This window comes from Mycobacterium sp. NPDC048908 (assembly GCF_043197955.1).
GTDB lineage: Bacteria > Actinomycetota > Actinomycetes > Mycobacteriales > Mycobacteriaceae > Mycobacterium.
In genome coordinates this window covers 1-18,375 of sequence record NZ_JBICUE010000017.1, presented here as the reverse complement: position 1 = coordinate 18,375, position 18,375 = coordinate 1, and the positions used below count along the sequence as shown (strand labels likewise).

The 18,375-nt window shown below is 67.0% G+C and carries 22 protein-coding genes; 15 read left to right on the top strand and 7 right to left on the bottom strand.

Annotated elements, in window-relative coordinates:
- Positions 1-54 precede the first annotated feature (54 nt).
- A complete protein-coding gene (locus ACGFK1_RS28435) occupies positions 55-777 on the top strand; it encodes a CPBP family intramembrane glutamic endopeptidase (RefSeq protein ID WP_393437765.1) in 723 nt (240 codons plus the stop codon).
- 10 nt (positions 778-787) lie between these two features.
- Positions 788-1,966, top strand: a complete 1,179-nt coding sequence (locus tag ACGFK1_RS28430) for an LCP family protein (RefSeq protein WP_393437560.1) — start codon at positions 788-790, stop codon at positions 1,964-1,966.
- Here the strand turns inward: ACGFK1_RS28430 and ACGFK1_RS28425 are convergent.
- Genes ACGFK1_RS28425 through ACGFK1_RS28415 form a run of 3 tightly spaced genes read right to left on the bottom strand, consistent with a single transcriptional unit; the run spans position 1,963 to position 4,224 of the window.
- On the bottom strand, positions 1,963-2,787 hold the full coding sequence (locus tag ACGFK1_RS28425) for a glycerophosphodiester phosphodiesterase (protein WP_393437557.1): 825 nt from the start codon (positions 2,785-2,787) through the stop codon (positions 1,963-1,965). The genes ACGFK1_RS28430 and ACGFK1_RS28425 overlap by 4 nt on opposite strands.
- 4 nt (positions 2,788-2,791) lie before the next feature.
- Entirely contained in the window at positions 2,792-3,832 is a 1,041-nt protein-coding gene (locus ACGFK1_RS28420; RefSeq protein ID WP_393437554.1) for a DUF4328 domain-containing protein, read from the bottom strand.
- A 50-nt stretch (positions 3,833-3,882) separates the two neighbouring features.
- Positions 3,883-4,224, bottom strand: a complete 342-nt coding sequence (locus tag ACGFK1_RS28415; protein WP_393437552.1) for a rhodanese-like domain-containing protein — start codon at positions 4,222-4,224, stop codon at positions 3,883-3,885.
- Positions 4,225-4,723: 499 nt separating this feature from the next.
- On the opposite strand from ACGFK1_RS28415, the gene ACGFK1_RS28410 reads away from it, so the two are divergent.
- Entirely contained in the window at positions 4,724-4,882 is a 159-nt protein-coding gene (locus ACGFK1_RS28410; RefSeq protein ID WP_393437549.1) for a hypothetical protein, read from the top strand.
- A 77-nt stretch (positions 4,883-4,959) separates the two neighbouring features.
- Here ACGFK1_RS28410 and sodN read toward each other — a convergent pair whose 3' ends face one another.
- Entirely contained in the window at positions 4,960-5,382 is a 423-nt protein-coding gene (sodN, locus tag ACGFK1_RS28405; RefSeq protein ID WP_393437546.1) for a superoxide dismutase, Ni, read from the bottom strand.
- Between the two features lie 89 nt (positions 5,383-5,471).
- Between sodN and ACGFK1_RS28400 the strand changes: the two genes are divergently transcribed.
- The 3 genes from ACGFK1_RS28400 (at position 5,472) to ACGFK1_RS28390 (ending at position 7,512) form a co-directional block, all read left to right on the top strand.
- Positions 5,472-5,747, top strand: coding sequence for a S26 family signal peptidase (locus ACGFK1_RS28400; RefSeq protein WP_393437763.1), 276 nt, complete (start codon positions 5,472-5,474; stop codon positions 5,745-5,747).
- A 128-nt stretch (positions 5,748-5,875) separates the two neighbouring features.
- Entirely contained in the window at positions 5,876-6,409 is a 534-nt protein-coding gene (locus tag ACGFK1_RS28395) for a peptidase (RefSeq protein ID WP_393437545.1), read from the top strand.
- Between the two features lie 704 nt (positions 6,410-7,113).
- The gene (locus ACGFK1_RS28390; RefSeq protein ID WP_067796606.1) at positions 7,114-7,512 is read left to right on the top strand and encodes a helix-turn-helix transcriptional regulator; all 399 of its coding nucleotides are present in this window, start codon (positions 7,114-7,116) and stop codon (positions 7,510-7,512) included.
- A 52-nt stretch (positions 7,513-7,564) separates the two neighbouring features.
- On the opposite strand, the gene ACGFK1_RS28385 is transcribed toward ACGFK1_RS28390, so the two are convergent.
- From ACGFK1_RS28385 to ACGFK1_RS28375, 3 genes are all read right to left on the bottom strand, one after another.
- Positions 7,565-8,725 (bottom strand): hypothetical protein, encoded by a 1,161-nt coding sequence (locus tag ACGFK1_RS28385; RefSeq protein ID WP_393437542.1) that lies wholly within the window; start codon positions 8,723-8,725, stop codon positions 7,565-7,567.
- The gene (locus ACGFK1_RS28380) at positions 8,722-9,213 is read right to left on the bottom strand and encodes an ImmA/IrrE family metallo-endopeptidase (protein WP_067796552.1); all 492 of its coding nucleotides are present in this window, start codon (positions 9,211-9,213) and stop codon (positions 8,722-8,724) included. The genes ACGFK1_RS28385 and ACGFK1_RS28380 overlap by 4 nt, the downstream gene beginning before the upstream one ends.
- 61 nt (positions 9,214-9,274) lie before the next feature.
- Positions 9,275-10,186 (bottom strand): hypothetical protein, encoded by a 912-nt coding sequence (locus ACGFK1_RS28375; protein ID WP_393437539.1) that lies wholly within the window; start codon positions 10,184-10,186, stop codon positions 9,275-9,277.
- Between the two features lie 185 nt (positions 10,187-10,371).
- Between ACGFK1_RS28375 and ACGFK1_RS28370 the strand changes: the two genes are divergently transcribed.
- From ACGFK1_RS28370 to rraA, 9 genes are all read left to right on the top strand, one after another.
- Positions 10,372-11,025, top strand: coding sequence for a DUF6474 family protein (locus ACGFK1_RS28370; RefSeq protein ID WP_393437537.1), 654 nt, complete (start codon positions 10,372-10,374; stop codon positions 11,023-11,025).
- Positions 11,026-11,030: 5 nt separating this feature from the next.
- On the top strand, positions 11,031-11,558 hold the full coding sequence (locus ACGFK1_RS28365; protein WP_393437534.1) for a hypothetical protein: 528 nt from the start codon (positions 11,031-11,033) through the stop codon (positions 11,556-11,558).
- A gap of 37 nt (positions 11,559-11,595) precedes the next feature.
- Positions 11,596-12,210, top strand: a complete 615-nt coding sequence (locus ACGFK1_RS28360) for a YcnI family protein (RefSeq protein ID WP_393437531.1) — start codon at positions 11,596-11,598, stop codon at positions 12,208-12,210.
- Positions 12,207-12,713, top strand: coding sequence for a copper resistance protein CopC (locus ACGFK1_RS28355; RefSeq protein WP_393437528.1), 507 nt, complete (start codon positions 12,207-12,209; stop codon positions 12,711-12,713). Before ACGFK1_RS28360 ends, ACGFK1_RS28355 begins: the two co-directional genes overlap by 4 nt.
- Positions 12,710-13,549 (top strand): CopD family protein, encoded by an 840-nt coding sequence (locus ACGFK1_RS28350; RefSeq protein ID WP_393437525.1) that lies wholly within the window; start codon positions 12,710-12,712, stop codon positions 13,547-13,549. Before ACGFK1_RS28355 ends, ACGFK1_RS28350 begins: the two co-directional genes overlap by 4 nt.
- A 68-nt stretch (positions 13,550-13,617) precedes the next feature.
- Entirely contained in the window at positions 13,618-14,100 is a 483-nt protein-coding gene (locus ACGFK1_RS28345) for a hypothetical protein (RefSeq protein ID WP_393437522.1), read from the top strand.
- Between the two features lie 48 nt (positions 14,101-14,148).
- Complete coding sequence (locus tag ACGFK1_RS28340) at positions 14,149-14,901, top strand: MerR family transcriptional regulator (protein ID WP_393437520.1); 753 nt, start codon at positions 14,149-14,151, stop codon at positions 14,899-14,901.
- Between the two features lie 62 nt (positions 14,902-14,963).
- The gene (locus ACGFK1_RS28335) at positions 14,964-17,771 is read left to right on the top strand and encodes an ATP-binding protein (RefSeq protein WP_393437517.1); all 2,808 of its coding nucleotides are present in this window, start codon (positions 14,964-14,966) and stop codon (positions 17,769-17,771) included.
- Positions 17,768-18,247, top strand: coding sequence for a ribonuclease E activity regulator RraA (gene rraA / locus ACGFK1_RS28330; RefSeq protein WP_393437514.1), 480 nt, complete (start codon positions 17,768-17,770; stop codon positions 18,245-18,247). Before ACGFK1_RS28335 ends, rraA begins: the two co-directional genes overlap by 4 nt.
- The last annotated feature ends 128 nt before the right edge of the window (positions 18,248-18,375 follow it).

Here is an 18,375-nt window from a genome sequence, read left to right as displayed (position 1 = left end):
GTAGCTCCGGTGAAAAGGCCGCCCGATGAGCTGACCGATCCGCAGCGGCGCGGCATGCGCGTCGAAGTCGCTGTGATGCTGGCGGTGACGTTCGGGCTGTCGGCTTACACGGCATTCCTTCAACTGATTGAGGCAGTGCTGCTCGGCTTGGCCGGCCAACGGGTGGCACTCAACCCGCGCCGCTCGCCGTTCGACCTGATCGACCTCGGCCTGAACCTGGCCGTCACCTTTCAGCTCGTCGCGTGGGGTGCGCTGGCGGTATACCTGTTGTGGCGCAGCGGGTTCGGGCCCGCACAGATTGGGATCGGACGGCCGCGCTGGCGGCCTGACCTGCTCGGCGGCTTGGGTCTGGCGGCGCTCATCGGCCTGCCGGGGCTGGGCTTCTACCTGGCCGCGCGTGCGCTCGGCCTCAGCGCACACGTCGAGCCCGCGGAACTTTACGACACCTGGTGGCGGATCCCGGTGCTGCTGCTTACGGCGTTCGCCAACGGATGGGCCGAGGAAGTGGTCGTGGTCGCGTTCCTGCTGACCCGTCTGCGTCAACTCGGGGTCAATCCCGTCGCCGCCATGCTGGCGTCCAGCCTGCTGCGCGGCGCGTACCACCTCTACCAAGGCTTCAGCGCCGGCGTCGGCAATGTGGTGATGGGGTTTGTCTTCGCCTACGTGTGGCGCCGCACAGGCAGGCTGTGGCCGTTGATCATCGCGCACGGGATCATCGACTCCGTGGCCTACGTCGGATACGCGCTCGCGCAGGGGCATTTGAGCTGGCTGTCGTAAGTTCGTAGCTGTGAACGACAACCGGCCGCCGCCATTCGATCCCCGAACGCGCCGGGAGCCGTCACAGGTGATCCGTCGCGATCCGAACTACCGACCGCCACCCCAACGCCGACCACCGCCGCCACCGCCACGCCGGCCCGGCCCGTTGCCGCCACCGCGTCCGCTGCACCGGCCGCCGCCGGTGGCTCAGCAGCCACCTCCCCGCCCGAAGCCGAAAAAGCCTCGGCGCAAACGGTATTGGGGTCGACTGGTGCTGGCCCTGCTGTTGGTGTTCGTGGCGGCAGTGCTGGCAGGCGGCTGGTGGATGGACTCGTCACTGCATCGCACCGCCGCGCTCGCGGACTACCCGGAGCGACCCGCCACCGGCAAGGGCACCACCTGGCTGCTGGTCGGCTCGGACAGCCGCCAGGGCCTGACCCCCGACCAGCAGGCCGAGTTGACCACCGGCGGTGACATGGGCAACGGCCGCACCGACACGATCCTGCTCGTCCACCTTCCCGGGGTCGGGTCGAGCACGCCAAGCACCATGGTGTCGATTCCGCGCGATTCCTACGTGCCGATCCCCGGCTACGGCGAGGACAAGATCAACGCGGCGTTCTCGGAAGGTGGGGCCGCTCTGCTGGCGCAGACCGTGGAGCAGGCCACCGGGGTGCGGGTGGACCACTACGCCGAGATCGGGTTCGACGGTTTCGCAACGATGGTGGACGCGGTCGGCGGAGTGACGATGTGCCCCGCCGAACCGATCAGCGATCCGCTCGCGGGCATCGATCTGCCCGCGGGCTGTCAGAAGCTCGACGGGCGCGACGCGCTCGGTTTCGTGCGCTCCCGTGCCACCCCGCGTGCCGACCTGGACCGGATGATCCACCAACGTCAGTTCATGTCGGCGCTGCTGCACCGCGCCGCCAGCCCGGCCGTGCTGCTCAACCCGCTGCGCTGGTATCCGATGGCGCACGCTGCCGGCGGCGCATTGACCGTCAACGAGGGCGACCACATCTGGGATCTGGCCCGACTGGCGTGGGCGTTGCGGGGCGACGTCACGACGACCACCGCGCCGATCGGCGATTTCACCGGCAGCGACTCGGGTTCGGTCGTGGTGTGGGACAGCGCCGCCGCCGGCCGACTGTTCGCGGCACTGACCTCTGACTCGCCGATCCCACACGACGTCCTGGACGCGGCCCAGCCCGGCTAGTCGCGACCCGCGCCTGTCAGCCCGTCCTGCAGCCAGGCCTTGGTGCGCCCGGGATGATTCGTCGCGACCCACGCCACGCCGACGTCGCGGCAGTACCGGACGTCTTCGTAGTGGTCGACGGTCCAGCAGTACAGGGCGCGCCCCTGCGCCGCCGCCCGATCCACCAACTCGGGGTGATCGCGCAGCGTGGCGATCGACGGTCCGACGGCTGTCGCGCCGACGGTGGTGGCGGCGCCGCCGCCCAGATACCGCGAAGTTTCGCCGAGCAGCACCGTCGGCAGCATCGGCGCTGCCCGCCGGATCCGCCACACCGCCGCCGCCGAGAACGACATCACCACGGCCCGGGACCGGTCCGCCGAGGCAGGCGAGGCGATGCCGTACCGGTGCAACAGGGCGAGCACCTTGCTCTCGACCAACGCGCCGTAGCGGACGGGATGCTTCGTCTCGATGAACAGCTTGACGGGCCGATTGTGATCCAGCACCAGCGATACGAGGTCTTCCAGCGCGAGCAATCCGGTGTCGCCATGGCCGCCGTCTTGGCCATGACTGGGATGCCATGCCCCGAAGTCGAGTTCACGCAATTGCGCAAGCGTCATCTCGCTTACCAGCCCGGTGCCGTTCGAGGTGCGATCCACCTTGCGGTCGTGCACGCACACCAGATGTCCGTCGCGGGTGAGCCGAACGTCGCATTCAACACCGTCCGCGCCTTCTTGCAGGGCCAACTCGTAGGCGGCGAGGGTGTGCTCCGGACGTTCGGCCGATGCGCCGCGATGCGCCACCACGAACGGATGGCCGCCGAGCGTGCCGTCGCCCGAGTTCATACGGCTATGCTGCCGGGTTCTGCCCTTCAGACTCAACCGCAGCGGACGGTTCAGGAGTCTGACGAGTCTGGACCGCGTCGTCCCGGACGACTACCCAGCGTTTGGACGGGCGCTCGACGGGCTGACGCTCGAAACCGAGGAAGACCTTCATGGCCAGCAGCAGCGTCCCCAGCGTCAGCAGATACGCGATGATCGTGGTGACCGTGTTGTCGGCGATGCCCTGCGGATCCGAGGTGAAACTGGTGGCGATCGAGAAGATCGACACCGTATAGCTCAACGACCAGACGATCCACCACGACACGATCGGCCTTCGCAAGGTGTTGAGCCGCTCCTCGGCGCCGGCGAGTTCGATGACGAACACCGGCGCCCAGAACAGATTCACCAGCGGCACAAGGCAACCCAGCCGCAAGGACGGCGGTGTGCGCGGGTCGTCGCGTCGGTGGTGGGCGTAGGCCGCGGCGCGTCGCGCGATCAGCCAGTTGGTCAGCACCACCAGGCTGGCCACCACCATGAACGCCGCGATCACGCTGACGAGAACACCAAGCCAAGTGGCGGCGAAGGCGACCACCCGGTTGAGCAACACCGACCGGTTGACGATGAGCAGCACATACCGCAGCAGGTGAATCAGCGCGGCGGCACCCAGCACAGCCATCGTCGTGACGAGGACGACGCGCACCGCGGCTGGGGATGGACCGCTGCGGGGAGCCGCGACCTGCTGTTCTGGCGCGTCGAAGTGCTCGAGCAGTCCCCATCTGGGAATGGCGGCGTAACGAGGAGTGGGTCCGAGAGGCCGCTTGCGGCGGCGTCCCGGCGGAGGAGTACCCGGCCGCACCGCGATCCAGCGGTAACCGGCGGGCAGTCCCCTACCGGACGGTGGGGTCCCCGGCGACGGTGTGCGGCCCTGGCCCGCGGACGGCGCGCTCCACTCGGCTCCCTGCGCGGGGCCTGACGGCGCGAGCAGCGTTCCGTGGCACCGCGGGCACCAGACCCGTCTGCGGTCGCGCACGTTCCACCGCGTTCCACACTGGGAACACACCTGGATCATTTCGCTCCTCGCGTCCGGGACATCAACGCGACCAGCCTAGCGGCGGGTGGTCAGATGACGCCCGCACCGCCGTCGTCGGTGACCACCGGACGGCCCGCACCTGCCCACGCCAGCATCCCGCCAGTCACGTTGACCGGGGTGTAGCCGTTGCGGGCCAGGTACTGCGCGACCCGCTGCGACCGACCGCCGGCCTGACACACGACGTACAGCGTCGCGTCCTGGTCGATCTCGTCGAGACGGGCGGGCACCTGCCCCATCGGGATGTGCTGGGCGCCCGGCGCATGACCCCGCTGCCACTCGTCGTCCTCACGGACGTCGAGCAGTACGACCGACCCGTCGAGCGTCGTAGGGACATCGGCGATCTGGGCTTGCGCGACCTCGACCTCGTCCATGGGATCATGCTGACACGGCGGGCGGCCCGCGCACTACCACAGTGGCTGCGACTGACGCGTCGCTTTCATGTCAGCAATTTCGGGACTATCCACAATTTCCACAAGTTCATCCACAGCCCCTCAACGGCCGAAACACCGTTTGAGCCGCCGAATCTGTGTGCTTGCTGAAGGTTACTGTGGATAACCTGGCGCGCGGTCCGCCACCGATCAACAGGCCGACGAACGCCGAGCGAAATGTGTTGGCCCACTAACTTTCCGGTAGCGTGACCGCCGGGCGAGGGTGTCGTGTACGCCTGTCGGTCGACGGCCCGCGGCGTCGCTGTTGCGACTCACGGCCGTTCGCGGCGTTTGCTGGCGGCGCCAACACGGTGCGTCCGCCCACGCCGGCGGTGCCGGTTTCTCAGCCCGAACAACAGGGGTTATGATCGGCGTCACAGGAACTGTCTGTGACAGATCTCACTGGGGGAGGATCTACGATCGTGCAGGTCAGGAGGGTTTGATGGCGTCTCATCCGATGGGGCCTGGTTCCGCTGTGCCGCCCTCTGAGTGGCATACCTCTGGGAACGTCTACACCCGCGCCCAGATGATGGCGTGTCTGCGCGCCGGCGTCATCGCTCTGGTGCTGCTGGGCATCCTGGCCCTGATCGTGCTGTACTGACTCGCCCAGAATCTCCATAGAAAAAGCCGCCGGTACAGTCCGGCGGCTTCTGCGTTGACGGGGCGAAATTCGAGTGGTTAGGCAGGAGGGTAGACGCCCATCTGCTTGCCCTTGTCGGTCTGCCAGAAGATGTCGGCGATCTCGTCGATCGTCTTGACCAGTTTCTCGGCGACGGCGACGTCGAGCGACTTCTTGACGTCGCCTGCTCCGTGCACCCCATCCCAGAACAACTGGTGCAGGTTGGGGAACTGCTCGAAGTGGTCCTTGGCGAAGAAGTCCGCCCACAGCACCATCAGGTGATGCTTGACCTCTTCGGCGCGCTGTTCCTTGATGATGATGCAGCGAGCCTTGAAGTGGTCATCGTCGGAATCGTGGTACTTCTGAATCGTTTTCAGGCATGACAGCGCCTCGATCTTGGCCTGGGCCGGGTCATAAACACCGCAGTACAGGTCGCAGTGGGCGTGGGCTTCAGTGGCGTTCGCGAAAAGTCGATGCAGCATGGCCACTAACCTACCCTTCGGGGGTGCGGCAAAACCATGGGTGGCCAGTGAGATGTCCCCTGCGGATGTTCAAGGTCGTCGACGATTCGATGCGCCCGACGCTGGGCGCGGGCGATGGTCTGATCGTGATCCGCGGCGGTGTCCCACAGCGCGGTCAGGTGCGGGTGTTCCCGGACCCGCGCCTGTCGACGCGCTGGCTCGTCAAACGCGTCGGCGATGTACACGGTTCGGGCCGCGACGCGATATTCGAAGCGCGGTCGGACAATCCCAGCGCCCCCGGCTGCGCTGACTCTCACGAATTCGGTTGGGTGTCGGCGGCCGGTTCCTACCGTGTGCTGTGGACCGTGAAGTCACGGCCCGACTGAAGCTTCCGGCCAAAGTTTGCCGTCACCGGTCGTGTCCGGTTGCGGGCAGGTTTGACCTGCCGCATTCTGGTCAAATCGATCCACGGGCGTGTCGCGGATGGTCCGAACACCGATGGCGCGGAGGCGAGATGGACATGGAGTCTGGTCGGGCGATCGAGATCGCCCCTTTTCATTCACGCGGATCGCTCAAAGGCTTCGTGATCTCCGGCCGCTGGCCCGACTCGACCAAGGAGTGGGCGCAGCTACTCATGGTCGCGGTCCGGGTGGCGTCCCTCCCCGGGTTGCTGTCTACCACAACGATTTTCGGAGCCCGCGAAGAATTACCCGAGGAGCCGGAGCCTGGCACGGTTGGGCTGGTCGTGGCCGAAGGCACCGTCGTCGGTGAATCGGCAGTCCCTCCAGGCCATTTCGCCGACCATCAGCCGCCCGCGCTGCTGATGCTTCATCCCCCGTCAGAAACCATGCCGTCGCTGCCCGAGTGCAGCGGCGCGGCGTCGGGTTGTGTGCTGCTGCCCGGGATTCCATATCTCGGCCTCGAGCATCGTGCCGCCTGGGTGGAGGCGGAGGCGGACGGCACGGTGACGTCGATGGTGAGCCGTGTCGGAGTGGACCCGATCAGCCATCCCGACACCGCCATCCTCGCGATGCTGCTGGCGGCGTGAGGCCTTCGAACCGCACTCAGGTTACTCCGCAGGGGTGAATCCCGGGGTCGCCTCGCGGTCTGCGCGCGATGCCCAGCGTGCTGTTTCCTGCGCTCCGGAAATTGGTTGCTCCCCGGCGCCGGCCTTGGGCTGGGGGCAGGTGCGGTCGGGGTCACGACAGCTATTACCGCCACCGCTGCGCATCGGTCACCGCGGCGGCCGCCGGCAACCGCCACGGGCATTCGCGGGTAGCGCCACCGCGCGAATCGTCGTAGGAACGCCACCGACCTCCAGCTGGCTACTGTCGGACGAACGGCTGACCTGCTTCGGACGGTCGGCTCGCTACCCCGCCTAACGTGGCGAGCAGTGCCAAAGGTCACACCTTTTCAATCCGGTTGCGTGCGCAACTAGCAAACACCGGTTTCCGCTGCGGCCGCTGTCAGCGGAGTTGCCCGTGGTGAACATCAGCATTCCTGTGGCGAGCCGTATGCAACTTCCAGGAAAGTCATTGGTAGCGACCCATTATTATTTGCTTCGTCGCACCGTAGGATGGCGGTGCGGGCGTACACCGACAAGCCGTTAAGACCTGTAGCGGCCACACGTAACGAAAAGGCGGGTTAACTTTTCAGTGGTTTGCACTTGGTTGTTGGCACAACTCTCGCTACGATGATCAGCAAATACGCCGCCCTACAAACCCGCTCGTCAAGCATGTGGAGGTCAAATCGATGAGCAACACGTTCGCCGCTCGGCTAAACCGGCTGTTCGACACGGTCTACCCGCCAGGTCGTGGTCCGCACACATCCGCTGAAGTCATCGCCGCCCTGAAGGCCGAAGGCGTCACGATGTCGGCTCCATATCTGTCGCAGCTTCGCTCGGGCAACCGCACCAACCCCTCGGCAGCCACCATGGCCGCCCTTGCCAACTTCTTCCGTATCAAGCCGGCGTACTTCACCGACGACGAGTACTACGAGAAGCTCGACAAGGAATTGAGCTGGCTCGCGAATATGCGCGACGAGGGCGTTCGTCGCATTGCGGCGCGCACAGTCGGCCTGTCTGCAGAGGCACAGCAGGACATTGTCCAGAAGGTCGACGAGCTGCGTCGCCGGGAGCACCTGGACGATTAGCCCGGGGTCCGCCGCAACGCGGCGCCCGGCGAATCTGGGAAATTTCGGTCCGCTAGACCGTCCCCGTCTTGGCGAGAGCCAGCTGGCGATATTGGTGTGCGATCTCGAGAATCCACTCGCGGTCGGAGTACGTCGTCGGCTGGCGCAGCCAGCCAAGTCCGGGGAAGGCAGCGCTGGTGTCCTCGGGCGCCTCTGCCCTGCCTTCATAGATCCACTGCGCGATCGTGCGCGCCTGCTCCTGCGGCGCCACCGGCGGGCACTCGAGCTCTGACATTTCAACGGCCTCATCGACTTCGTCGTGCTCACGCGCCTGCCGCGCCCCCACCCGACGTCTGCGCGCGGCGTCGGCGGCGGTCGCCTCCAAGAACAGCGCGTCGGAGATCAACGACATCCGCTCGGCCACCCGAAACACGAGCGGTCCGCGGGGGCGGACTCCGATGCCGACATCGGGATGGCGCCGGCCAAGCTCTGTGAGCAGCGGCTGGATCGTGCGCAACTCGTAACGCGCGCCGAACCAGTCTTCGATGCTGGGCAGCAGCGAGCCCGCGGCGACGACGAGCATGGCGCAACCCAACAGCGTCGCCGCGGCGCCCACGCCGAGCAGTTCAGTGCTACCGGCGGCGCGTAGCAGGAAGAAGGCGGAGGCCAACACGATCAGCACGATGCCGAAGGTGAAGATGAACAGGGCGCGCCCCCGCCTGCTGCGATTGGAATGCCGCATGCCTGCCCATGACACCAGCGTCAGCGCCAGCAACACGTAGAGCAACGGGAGCAGCCACGGCAATCTTCCGTCGCTGGAGCCCAGGTTCTGCTTCAGATAGGCCTCCGGCGACATCTCCGGTTGCTGGCCCGCGGAGAAGAAGCTCACCAAGCTCACGACCGCGATGACACCGGCAACGCTGTACTGAGCGATAGCAATTTTCCGGATGGTCGCAGGCGACTTGTTCGACGAGACGGTGGTGATCATCACGCAACTGCCCGCCGCACACCCGATCAGCGCCACCTGGGACAACCCCATCGAGATGTTGTTCCAGTGCAGCAAAGTGTCGAGCATCAGCGTCAGCGGCTGCCAATTCAACGCAGCCACCATCCCCAGGCTGCCGAGCGCGAGAATCATCGCGGTGCTCACCAGCGACTGCTTGTTGACCAGGGCCCAGCCGATACGGAGGCCGGTCGCCAATCCGAGCAGACCGGCGATCACCCAAATGATCAACCAAACGCCTCTCCGAGCCGCACCTGAACGATCGACGAGCGATCCGACGGTAGGCGACCAAGTCGATAGATGAGCAGGGCCGCGAAGTCCTCGGCCTCCTGCTCGGCGTCCTCACCGGCGGGACCCATGCAACCGGTCCGCTGGTTGAGCATGTAGCCGATCAGGTCGGAGCTGGCCATCTCGGTGTTCTCACGCGCCGCTTGAACGACTGGGATGCCCTCGTGCCCCAGCACCAGGTGCCCCAGTTCGTGGGCCAGCGTGCGGTCCCACGCTGGTAGGCCCTTCTGGATCAGGAAGACGTCGCGGTCGGCGTATTGGCGCCACTGCCCGCACACTCCGGGCGGCAGATCAGCCATTTTGAGCTCTATCGGCCGGTTGCGATCCTCGCTCACGGCATCGACGAGGCGGGGCAAGGAAACTTCCCCGCGCCGTGGGGCAAGATCGAGCACCGCGCTGACGGCGCGGGTGACGCGGCGGCTGGCAGGCATTCAACCCCCTTTCGACGAGTCCACTATGCGCTGTCCGCCCCCGTTTGGACGGGCAATTTCATCAGTTCACAAACCGCGCGGTGCCACTGGTGTGTACCGCCCGGCCCGCCTTCGCCTGGCGATAGCCAACCAATCCCCCGGCGCCGGTGAGTACTAGCATGCCCGCTACGCCCGGCACTGCCAAGGCCGCGACCTGGGACAATCCTGCCTTCCGCAAATAATCCGCGTAGCCGACTCGGTACGACGCCGGAGGCGGCGACGCATTGCCACCAACGATGGCCGGCGGCGGTTCGCGCACCGCGGGTGGCTCCGCCGATACGGCGCGAGGCGCTGCCGGCAACGGAGGGCCTGCGGGCGCCCCGCCCGCGCCGAGACCTGCGGCGGGCGCGACGATGACCGGCAGGGTGATCGGCGGAGGGGCCATGTCGGCGACCGCGGGACCGACGCCGGGCACGCTGTCGACCACAGGCGGTTCCGAAACCGGCGGCAGTTGCATCTTCGGCGGCAACGCCCCGCCGCCCCCTGGGGCCTGCGGTGCACCGCCTCCGCCACCGCCGGCGGGTGCGGGCAGCCCGACCTTGGTGGTCGTGGTCGGGTCGCTGGGGGTTGGTGTCGGGCTTTCGGGGTCGCTCGGTGACGGTGATGGCGGGGCGCTCGTGCCGCAGCCGCGCGCATTGCCCTTGCGCTTGCGGTTGCCGCAGTTGCCGTTGCCCGGGTTCGCGCCGTCGCCGGGTTTCTCGGTGGCGGTCGCGGTGCTCGCCTCTTTGTCGGGGCTCGGGTTGTCTTTCGCTCCGCCGTCTTCGTGCTCGTCCTTGGGGCCCTTGCTTGGCGGGTCATCCGAATGCGCGCCGACGGGCGGAACGCGCGGCGGGTCCGAGGGATCGGCGAGCGCCAGCGCGCCGCCCAATCCGCAAAAGAAGAGGCCTACGGTCACTGTGCAGGCCGACGCGGCGCGGTGCACACGCGAACCCACGTCGTCACCACCCTCCGCGACGTCAACAGCGCCTACTCACGAGATCCGTCAATTCTTGCACAGGCAGAGCAAACCGCTCGCTGTGGTTTTCGCGGTACCCACCGGCGGGACACGCCGAAATCCACAACGGTCCGGACGATAGTGTTGGGCTGCATCATCGACGAGATCACTGGGAGGCCGCCGGGATGAGCCTGTTCAAGCGCAAAACCCGCGCCACCCGTCGCGCCGAGGCTCGCGCCATCAAGGCCAAGGCCAAGCTCGAGGCCAGGCTGGCCGCCAAGAACGAAGCGCGCCGCATCAAGTCGCAGCACAAAGCCGAGACCAGGGCACTGAAGGCGCAACTGCGGGCCCAGCGAGACAGCGACAAGGCCGCGCTGAAGGTGGCCGAGACCCAGCTGAAGGCGGCTCGCGAGGGTAAGTTGTTCTCCCCCAGCCGAATTCGGCGGATGCTCACGGTGACGCGGCTGCTCGCGCCGGTCGCGGTGCCGCTGTTGTACCGCGCGTCGATCGCCGCGCGCGGCTTCCTCGACGAACGCAAGGCCAATCGGCTGGGCGTCCCGCTGAGCCAAGTCGGCCAGTTCTCCGGGCACGGCGCGGAGTTGTCGGCCCGCATCGCCGGCGCCGAGCAGTCGTTGCGCCTGGTCGCCGAGAAGAATCCCAAGGACGCCGAGACCAAGCAGTTCGTCGCCGCCATCACCGACCGGCTACGTGACCTGTCGGCCGCTGTCACGGCCGCAGAGAACATGCCGGTATCGCGTCGTCGCGCAGCGCATGACGCGATTGCCAAACAACTCGACGGCGTCGACGCCGATCTGATGGCCCGACTGGGCCTCGTCTGACCGACGTGTCGACCGGCGATCCCGCTGCGCGGCTCCGTGGTTCGACCGCGGGATTGCTGACCGCTGCGCTGGCGGTGGCCGCGCACTCGGTGGGCGCCGGGGCCGTGCCGACCGGCGCAGCCGTCGGCTTGCTAGCGGTACTGGCCGGCACAGTCGGCGCGCTTGGCGCCACAATCGCCCGCGCGGCAGACGTCAGGGTGCTGCTGGGTCTGCTGGCGGCGGGTCAACTATGCGGGCATATCGTCCTCGGCGCCGTCGGGCACAGCCACGCCGCCGCGGCGGCGCCGCCCGCCGCGGTGATGCTCGCTGCTCACGCGGCAGCGATCGTCGGCGGGGCACTGCTCATCGCGGCAAGCGATCGATTGTGCCGGGCAGTGTCTCGAGTGGTGCGCGCCGCGGTGCGCACGGTCGTCGGTTCCATCACCGTCGCGCCCGTTGTGGTCGTCGACGACGCCGATCAGCCGTTGCGATCGGCGCTTCTGCTCGCCGCTTCGATGTCGCACCGGGGTCCGCCGGTCAGCCACTGCCGCTGACCGACCGACATCCCAACGACACGAAAGCCACAATCGAATGCCAATCAATACCCGGGCGTCCTCGCGCGCCCTCATCACCGGTGCGGTGCTAACCGTTGGCCTGCTGGCCTGCGCTCCTACCGCGTGGGCCCACGTCCACGCCGACGCCGACAATCCGACACCCGGCTCCTATTCGGTGGTCACCTTCAGGGTGCCCAATGAATCCGAGAAAGGCGCCATGACAACGAAAATGAGCGTCACGTTGCCCAATGTCGGCTCCGCGAGCACCGAAGCAATGCCGGGCTGGACCGTCAAGCTGGACCGCGACGTCGCCGCGGGCACAGTCCATTCGGTCACCTGGGCGGCTGCACCGGGCGCCGGCATCGCACCGGACCAGTTCGCGCTGTTCCGGATTTCGGTGAAGCTGCCCGATACGACGACGATCAGCCTGCCTGCCACGCAGACGTACTCGGACGGCACGGTCGTCAAGTGGGATCAGCCCACAGCACCAGGGGGGGCGGAGCCCGATCACCCGGCCCCTGAGATTGCGCTGAGGGGTTCGGCGGTCCCTGCGGCCGCCGCCGACGAGACGGCGCGTTGGCTCGCCGGTGGCGCACTGGCACTTGGCGCCGTTGCGGTCGCCGCATCCCTACTGGTACGACGTCGAGCATGAATCGCCTCATCGCGACGCTGGTGCTGGCCATCTCGCTGACCGCGGCGGCGGTGGCAGGCGCCGGCGTCGCATCGGCCCATGCGACACGCATTGCGACCGACCCCGTCGAGAACGCCGAGTTGATGCAGGCCCCGCAGAAGGTCAGCGCGACCTTCAACGAGGCGCTGCAGACGCAGTTCGCGGCGATGACGGTCGTCGGACCCGACGGCAACCTGTGGTCAACCGGTGATCCGCGCGTCGATGGCGCCGTGGTCAGCGTCGGCGTGCGGCCGCTCGGTCCGTCGGGCACCTACACGGTCAATTACCGGGTGACGTCGGCCGACGGGCATGCGGTGTCCGGATCGTGGTCGTTCACGTTGACGGTTCCAGGAACCGGCACGCCCGGTCCCTCGGCGTCGGCGACGAACAAGTCGGACGACGGCATCCCGGTGTGGCCGTTCTTCGTCGCGGCCGGGCTGATCGTCGCGGGCGCCGCGATATGGGCGGTACGACGTCAGCGGTGACGCCGCTGTGGTCTGCGCTGGTGCGCGCCGCGGCCGACATGTCGGCCGTGGTGGCGCTGGGGCTTGCCGTCGTGCCGATGCTCGATATCGCCCGCTATCGCGGTGAGCTGATTCGTCGCGCCACCGGCCCGTTGACGATCGCGGCAGCCATTTGGCTCGTCGCGGAGCTGCTTCGGCTCGTGCTGGAGGCCGCACACGCTGCGGCGATCCCGTTGCCGCGGCTGGGTGTGCACACCGCGGTCGATTTCGCGTTGCATACGGCGTCTGGGCGGTCCGTGCTGTTCAGCGCGGTGGCGGCGGGCCTGGTCGGTCTGGTCGCGGTGGCGCCGAGGACGGCGGCGACGAATGTCGCGGCGGCGGGTTTGGCGGCGGCCGGGGTGGCGGCCCGCCCGCTGACCGGCCACCTGTCGGAAAGCGCTGTCGGTGGGCTGGCGGTCGCCGTGCACACACTTGCCGCGGCGCTTTGGTGCGGGACGCTGGCCGCGCTGGTGCTGACCGTTCGACACCGGGGCCAGTGGGCCAGGGTGCTGCCGCGGTTCTCCCAGATGTCGCTGGGTTGTGTGGCGGCGCTGCTGGCAGGCGGTGCGCTGGGAACGGTCGTCACGCTCGGCTCCCCGAGCCAGCTGTATGCGACGGGCTACGGCAGACTGCTGACCGCGAAGATGGTGCTGACGATCGCTCTCGTGCTGCTGGCGTACCGCAACCGGACGATGTGGCTGCCTGCCGCACGGGCGCACCGGGCGACCGCGGTGGTGTCGCGGTCGCGGGCGTTGGTCGAACTCGCGATGATGGCCCTCGCGCTGGCGTTGGCGGCCGCGCTGACAGTGACCGGTTAGCGCCATATTCGGCCTGGCATGATGGAGCCACTGCCGGCTAGAGGAAACAGGCGCAAAGGAGCAGCCAGATGGCAGACCAGCAGGATCACCCCGACGAAAGCGCTGACGCCGCAGCACCGGCAGCGGAACCGGCGTCGTCGTCGCCAAGCCCGGATCCGGTCCCGCCCGCGCCCGAACCGCCCGCCGCCGCGCCAGCGAAGAAGACACCGGCCAAGGCTGCGAAGAAAGCGGCCAAGAAAGCTCCGGCCAAGAAAGCGGCTGCCAAAAAGGCGCCCGCCAAAAAAGCCGCTGCGACAAAGGCGCCCGCCAAGAAGGCACCCGAAGCCCCGAAGCTGGCCGACACCAACGGCGACCTGACTTCGGCCGCCAAAGAGACTGCAGCCCAAGCGAAATCGGCGGTATCGAGCGCAAGCAACCCTGTCAGCGGGCCAGCACATGCGCCGCTGATCGGGCCCGAGCCGTCGCGCCTGCCGCTGGCCGCCGCGATTGCCGCCAGTGTGCTGGCGATCCTGGCGGTGCTTCTTGCCGCCCGCAGGAACTCCCGCAACTGATCAATTCGGCTTGACCCTCACGTGGCGTCAGGGTCGATAGTGGGCAGCATGGACGTCAACACCGTCGGTGCCGTAGCCGCCCTCACCGGCGTGTCCGTGCGCACGCTTCATCACTACGACCACGTGGGTCTGGTGATGCCGAGTTTGCGTACCCCGGCCGGTTATCGCGGCTACACCGACGCCGACATCGAGCGGCTGCACATGGTGCTGGTGTACCGGTCCATCGGGATGCCGCTCGACGAGATCCGCGCGCTGCTCGACGAGCCGGGTGCGGATGTGGTCGAGCATCTGCGGCGGCGGCACGCGCTGCTGCTTGAACAGGCCGACCGGCTACAGCACAGCATCAAGGCAGTGGAGGAACTGATGAACGCGCACCGTCGAGGCATTCAGCTGACGGCCCAAGAACAAATCGAAATTTTCGGCACCACCGCGGTCATCGAGGAGTACGCGGCCGAAGCCGAACAACGATGGGGCAAGACCGACGCATGGGAGCAGTCGCAGCAATGGGTTTCGCGGTTCAACAAGGACGACTGGACCGCGATCAAGGCGGAGGGCGATGCGCTGCTCGACGCTTTGGCGCACGCGAAGCGGGGCGGCGTGCAACCGGGGTCAGCCGAAGCGAACGAGCTCGCGGCGCGCCATCGTGCGTCGATAGAGCGGTTCTATGACTGCGGCGACGAGATGCACCGCAACCTGGCGGAGATGTATCTGGCCGACGAACGCTTCACCCGCTACTACGACGATGTGGAGCCTGGCTTGGCTCAGTTTGTCCACGACATCGTGGTGGCCAGCTACGCTTGACCTCCGATAACCCGAGCTCATTGGGTTGGGGGGTGATGGCGGTGCCGCTACCGTCGGGCACGGTGACGTTTCTACTCACCGACCTCGAGGGGTCCACCCGGATGTGGGAACACGACCCCGAGGGGATGCGGACCGCGATGGTGCGCCACGACGAAATCCTGGAGAAGACCGTCGCGGCGTATCGCGGTCACGTGTTCTCCCGGATGGGCGATGGCATGGCGGCTGCCTTCTCGACGGCAAGCGACGCGGTTTCCGCGGCAGTGGCCCTCAAACAGGCTCTGGCAGAGGAGGATTGGCGTACAGCCGAACCGCTGAGGGCACGCATCGGGCTGCACACGGCGGAAGCGGTGGGCGTCGATGACACCGGCTACACCAGCCTTCCGATAAATCGTTGCGCCCGCCTGATGGCGGCGGCACATGGCGGACAGATTCTGATCTCCAGCACCACCGAGGCGCTCGTACTCGCAGACCTTCCAGAGGGTCTCGCGCTGATCGATCTTGGCGAGCACCGACTGCGTGATCTTGGCGGGCCGCTGCGGGTCTACCAGCTGGCGATGGCCCACTGCCGCGAGGAATTTCCCCCGCTTCGGACCCTGGATTCCTACCCCGGCAACCTGCCCGCCCAAATCAGCTCATTCATCGGCAGGCAAGCGGAGACTTCCCGAGTCGCATCTGCGCTCAGGGCATCCCGTCTGGTGACCATCACCGGAGTGGGTGGCGTCGGCAAGACCCGCCTGGCTGTCCAGGTGGCAGCCGAGCTACTCCCGCGCTTCCCCGACGGAGCCTGGCTGGTCGAGTTGGCGGCGGTACGCGACCCAGCAGCGGTGGTGGAGGCCGTCGCGGCGGCGCTGCACATGACCAATCGCAGCAGCCAGAACCTCGAAGATTCCTTGTTAGAAGCGCTGGCTCAGAAACAGCTTCTGCTGCTGCTCGACAATTGTGAGCATGTGCTCTCGACTGTCGCCCGGCTGGTGGGCCGTATCGAACGGTCCTGCCCGGGTGTGGTGGTGCTCGCCACCAGCCGGGAGGGACTGGCCCTCGAAGGCGAACAGATCATCGCGCTGCCTCCGCTCGAATCCGGGGAACCCGGTGGCGATCTCGAGCGACTCGTCCACACGGATGCCGTCAGGCTGTTCGTCGAACGAGCCCGGCATGTCAAGGCCGACTTCGCGGTCAGCGCTGCCAACGCCCGTGCTGTGGTGGAAGTCTGCCAGCGGCTCGACGGCGTGCCGCTGGCAATCGAGTTGGCGGCCGCGCGCGTCATGGTTTTGAGCCCGGCAGAACTTCTTCGGCGCCTCGATCGACGGTTCCATGTGCTGGCAGGTGGGCGGCGCGGAGCGGTCGAACGGCACGCCACATTGCGAGCGGCCATCGACTGGTCGTATGAGCTGTTGAACCCTTCGGAACAGCGCCTGCTTGCCCGCATGGCGGTATTCACGGGCGGCTGCAGCTTGGAAGCCGTCGAAGAGATATGTCACGGTGATCCGGTCCAACGCGATGAGGTCATGGACATCGTCACCAGTTTGGTGGCCCGCTCTCTCGTCGTTGCCGAAGACAGCGTGGCCGGCACGCGCTTTCGACTGTTGGAGACCATTCGCCAGTACGGCGAGGAGCGGCTCTCCGACTGGGGAGAGACCAGCCGTCTGATGACGAGACACGCGCAGTTCTATGCAGATCTATCAAGACGGGTCTCACAGCACTTCTACGGGCCCGAGCAACTGGTCTCCGCCCGACAGATGAAGCTCGAACGGGACAACATCCGTTCGGCTCTCGCCAACGCGATCGACACAGGTAACGCGGCCCTCGCTGTCCCGCTCGTCACCAATCTGCCGAACCGGACGAATACCGTCAGCCCGACCGGCGAGCTGATCCTCATTCCGGCGTCGCGCGTACTCAGAATGCCGGGAGCGGCCGAACAACCCGGATATCAACGTGTTCTGGTGGCTGCGGCGTACGACGCGCACGCAGGCGGCGACTGGGACGACGTAGACGACCTCTGCCGCCGGGCGTTGGAGGGCGAGCAGGGCACCCCTGATGAGCACGGACCACGGATCGAGGCCGACGTGTGCGCCGTGCAGGCGATGGCTCGGCTGTCGGCCGGTGCATATGCCGAGGCGCTGACCCTTTACGTTCGGGCAGCAGAGCTGGCTGGTGCGGATGGCTATCCCGGACTCGCCGCAATCTACCTCGCATACGGCGTCAGTAGCGCCGCGCTTTGGGGTGTCGGCGACGCTGAAGCGGCGAAACACGCCGAAAGGTCGGTGGCGTTGGCCAGACGGTCCGGGATGCCCGGGGCAATCATGTTGGGGCTCAACGCGTTAGCTCTTACTCTGGTTGACGACGATTCCGCCCGGGCCAGGGCACTCCTGCGTGAGAGCCTCGAGACCGGCGGTACGCCTGGTGAAGAGGTGTCCACTGGATTCGTGACCGCGTGCCTTGTCGCCGGCCGACTTCGCGATTGGGACCTCGCCCTGGCCCTGAGCGGGAGAGCCATGGCTCTGTGGCGCTGGAGTCCCGCGCTACTGCAAACCGCGCCATGCCTCGCGTTGTGTGCGCGAGCACTGGTCGATGACCGGCCCGAGGTCGCGGCGGTGTTGCAAGGCGCGGCATACGCGACGTTCCAGCGGATGGCCTCTGCGCCGGCCGGCAACCGGCGAAAGGAACATCTCAAGGCGGGACCGAACGCCCACTTCATCTTTTCAGCACTCCGCGAAGCCACCGACCTCGCGACCGACGCAATCGGTGCGGACCGGTTACGCGAGCTACGCGCTGAGGGCGCCGCGATGACCATGGACGAGGCGGTGTCCTACGCCCTCGCCAACATCGACCCGAAATCACTGACCGGGTCGATCGCTAGCATCGTGCGGTGACCATCGAACCGCGCCCCACCGCTGACCTTGTCGACGAAATCGGCCCCGACGTCCGCAGCTGCGATCTTCAGTTCAACCAGTATGGGGGCCGGTCGGAGTTCGCGGGGCCGATCACCACTGTGCGGTGCTTCCAGGACAACGCGCTGCTGAAGTCCGTGCTGTCGGAACCGGGCCACGGCGGGGTGCTGGTCATCGACGGCGACGGCTCGCTTCACACCGCGCTGGTCGGCGACCTCATCGCCGGCCTCGGCGTCGACAATGGTTGGGCCGGGTTGATCATCAACGGCGCAGTCCGTGACGCCGCAACGCTTCGCACGCTCGATATCGGCATCAAGGCGCTGGGCACCAATCCGCGCAAGAGCACGAAAACCGGTGAAGGCCAACGCGACATCAAGGTCGAGTTCGGCGGTGTGCTGTTCTCCCCCGCGGAGATCGCCTACAGCGACGACGACGGAATCGTGGTGGTCGCCTCTTAGCGCGAGCAGACGCAAAACTGCCGCATTTTGGCAGGCGGTTTCTAGCGCTGGGTGCAACAGCTTCTTGTTGAGGGGTTGTCATGAGGGTTCCGCGTTATCCGTTTGTGGGTCGTCGGTTCTGGGAGTTG